The organism is Lactobacillus psittaci DSM 15354 (genome assembly GCF_000425905.1).
Classification (GTDB): domain Bacteria; phylum Bacillota; class Bacilli; order Lactobacillales; family Lactobacillaceae; genus Lactobacillus; species Lactobacillus psittaci.
The window spans coordinates 1-3,644 of the sequence record NZ_AUEI01000018.1; the positions used below are offsets into that span (position 1 = coordinate 1).

Sequence of the window (3,644 nt, forward strand, 5' to 3'; positions counted from 1 at the left end):
GAGCAAAGAAATACAGTCAAATCTTTCGTAACATTCTTTAAACGTACTCAACCTGAAATGAGTGAAGCAGAAGTATATTCAGCAATCAAAGATTCGGTTGATTCTGATTTCAGTCTCAGTGATGGTGAAATTCGTGAGATAATCCATCAGAACTTAAAATAAAACCTTATAGCAACACAAAAAAGCATTGGCAACCTTTGTTATTACCAATGCTTTCGTTTTATTAATTTTTTACCACATACCAAGAACTTTAGTCCAAAGTAGGTCACCGCCAAACCCTAGAACGATAGCATCGTAATCTGCATCCCATTCTTTCTCTTTCATTACTAACTGCACTTTCTATTAATAAGCTTTATTTTAATTTGTTCCAAGCTTCTTTTACAGCTTCTTTTAGAGCCCCACTAGTTGCACTTGCGCCGGAAATACTGTCAACGTCTGCTGTATTATCTTGAAGCATTGCCTTAGTTAATTTAGGAATAGCAAGTCCACCAATATCAGGAGATTCTTTTTGTTGCAAAACCTCAATTTTCTCAAGCTTATTTTTACTTCCAGTTACTCGTACTACAATTGGAAAGTCGCTGATACCATTGCTACTAATACCAATTGCTTGATTTTCCTTAGTTTCATAGTTAGTTGCCGTTATTTGAGCATCAGAACGTAATTCTGGGATTAATGATGCACCAGTAATCGCATCAACAGCAGAATCTAATTTTCTAGTACGAGCAGCATTTTCACCGGCAATTTTTCCAGAAATTAATAAGTCAGCGACACTGCTGGAACCTAAATATTTAGTAGCGAAGATGTCACCTAATTCACCAGCTTCATAAAGATGAGGTACAGGATTTCCATTCATGTCGATAACTTCACATTTTTCATTTCTTTGAGCTCCGCCATGAGTATGCAAGATGTTATGTCTAACTTTAATAGCATAGTAAGGTCCATCCCCAAATGCTCGCATGGTATTGAGGTCGCGATTTAAGAACATATCACGTTTTTTATCGTTAACTAAGAAGTTAAAATCTTTTACCGCTTGTGGCAAAAGAGGAGCATCTATTAGCTTGGCTAAATCTTCAATAGAATCTGCCTTAATAGCATAAGATATCAATTCTTTTATTTGAGTAGATTTATCAGAAGTATCATTACTTAACTGTTCATATTGAGCTTGATCCATGACGATGTGAGGATGATTTTGATTAGGAAGCATAATCCAGTTACCGTGATTATATTTATAGCCATGACGATCGTCTTCGTCTTCCTTGAAATAACGAGTTCCGTCATCTCCGGCTACGAAGATACTTCCATTGAATAATGATTTTCAATTAATCATATACGCAAATTTTTCTCTGGCATCCCCATTTCTGAGAGAAAGTCCATGAGAATCATAATTTGACATATGCCATAAGCGAGCATTAGCTTCGATAGCTAAATCAATTCCTTTTCCTTTGTTGTATAAAGCACCTATTGGAGCTAATGAGCCTTGACCTAAATAGGTTTGTACCATATCTTGATTATTTTCAAAACCACCACATGAAAGGACAACTCCGTTTTTAGCGCGAATATTACGGATTTGGCCCTTACGTTTAATTTGAACCCCTAATGTAGTATTAGTTTCAGCATCTTGAATTAAATGAAGCGCTGGAGATTCATACCAAATTGTTATCATATCTAGACGTTCGTAAACTTTTTTTCTAAGTAACTTCCAGAAGAAGCCATTATACATACCTTTGTTCATGCTTCTAGATTGCATTGAATTAGCATTCTGATATTCGGGATATTCTCCATTTGGTCGACGTCCAGTTGCGACAGAATCGATATCAAAATACTTTTTAGCATATTCTTTCATATTGGTAATGTTTTTGACAAAGCAATCCAGTGCTCGAACATCATATTTAAATGGGTAGTAGGTTTGCTTATAATAATCAGCTAATTTTTGACTGTCTAGTCCCCAAGCAAAGGCTCCACCTGAATATCTTGTGTTACCACCTTCATGGCCTTCAGGAGCGGAATCAATTAATAGAACGTGCGCGCCGTTGTCAGCTGCGAATCGAGCAGCGCCAGCACCAGCGCCCCCAAACCCAACTACGATGACATCAAATTGAGCATCCCATCTAGTTGAGGGAGTATAAATCATAAGTATCATCTCTTTCTAAAACGTTTTCAAAGATAATATAGAATACTATTTATAAATAAACAAAAAATATTTAAAAGTAAAAAATAATGAATATATTGGCCATAAGTGCTGATATATAAGCTATAATTTACTTATTAAAGCAAAGATTTATAATATAAAAAGTTTGATTTATAAAAGGAATTTATAAATTATGAATGAAAGAGACTTGATATATTTTTGTAAATTAGTTGAATTAGAATCTTATACTTCAGCTGCCAAGGAGCTTGACGTCACACAACCAACAATTTCATCAGCTGTTAGGAAGTTGGCACAACACTATCAAGATCCACTAATTATTCAGAAAAATAAAAAAAGTAAAATAACATTAACATCTGCTGGTCAAATGCTCTATGACAAGTCTAAAAAACTATTAAGTGAAATAGCTAGCTTAGATCATGATGTTCGTCATGCTAATGATCGTAAAATTAGAATTTCATTTTCCGGTGTAGCAGGTAGTATTTATATGCCAGAAATTATTGAAAAGTTTTATAATGCTGGAATTTCAGACATGCTTGATCCAAAGTTTGAGAGATCAACTGCAGCTTTTTCAGATTTAGAAAGAGGAGATAGTGATATTGCTATCTATTCTTGGATTGTGCCATTTAATGATCCTAATTACTTTATTAGAACACTGGATAAAACTGAACTGGTAATTATTACTGGTCTAAAGCATCCTTGGGCTGATAAAACTGAAATAAAGGCACGTGAACTAAGAAATGAAAAATTTATTGCTAGAAAATCTACCTACTTAACTAGAGAATCACTTAATCGAATAGGGGAGTTTGGTGATTTTACACCTAATATTATTTACACAGCACAAACAATGCAGTTATTAATTGACCTAGTTGAAAGAAATATGGGAATCGCTTTAGTGATGGAATCAAGCATAAAACATAATGATTTAGTGCATGTGATTCATCTTGATGCAGAGCAAAAACTGTGGGCATATATGCAAATAGCTATGCGAAAGAGTTTTATGCCTAATAAGCATCAAGCTAAAGGAATTGAAATTTTGCGTAATTTCCACAGAAGAAAGCACTAATCCCTACATATTATTGCTAAATGGCTTAATGTCATTGAAAATTACCACGAACAAATGCATCTTTTTTACGTATTTATATTTAGAAGGCTTTTTGCCTTTTAAAAATATACGTGGAGGTAATTTATGTCATACGATGACAAATTCTATGGCTTTACAAATGACGAGATTTTTGGCAGTATTATGCAAAATAAACGTTTTTGTAAGGCGATTATTCAGGCAGCGCTACCAGATGTCAATGTTGTTTCAGTTGAAAGTATCGATGCCCAAAAAGAGCTTGGAACGAAGAGTGATAAGCGAAGTAAGTCTGTCAGGCTCGATATTGCAGTCAAAGACCAAACAGGGAACTTGTACGACGTCGAGATGCAGGTAAATAATAATCATGATATTGGACCGCGAATGAGATATTACCAGTCATCAATGGACCGGGATACT

Annotated in this window: 2 protein-coding genes and 1 pseudogene; 2 read left to right on the forward strand and 1 reads right to left on the reverse strand. The window is 34.8% G+C overall.

The features are described from left to right. Window positions 1-352 precede the first annotated feature (352 nt). Window positions 353-2,131 (reverse strand): annotated as a pseudogene (locus H628_RS07280) (FAD-binding protein). Window positions 2,132-2,321: 190 nt separating this feature from the next. Here H628_RS07280 and H628_RS0104140 point away from each other — a divergent pair. Both H628_RS0104140 and H628_RS0104145 read left to right on the forward strand, forming a co-directional pair. After that, window positions 2,322-3,212 (forward strand): LysR family transcriptional regulator, encoded by an 891-nt coding sequence (locus tag H628_RS0104140; RefSeq protein WP_027825332.1) that lies wholly within the window; start codon window positions 2,322-2,324, stop codon window positions 3,210-3,212. 123 nt (window positions 3,213-3,335) lie between these two features. Next, the coding region (locus H628_RS0104145; RefSeq protein ID WP_027825333.1) for an Rpn family recombination-promoting nuclease/putative transposase at window positions 3,336-3,644 on the forward strand (309 nt) is incomplete at its 3' end.

What these genes read in the sequence shown, in the direction of transcription:
- H628_RS0104140 (WP_027825332.1), top strand. Translation starts at nt 2,322, where the DNA reads ATGAATGAAAGAGACTTGATATATTTTTGTAAATTAGTTGAATTAGAA.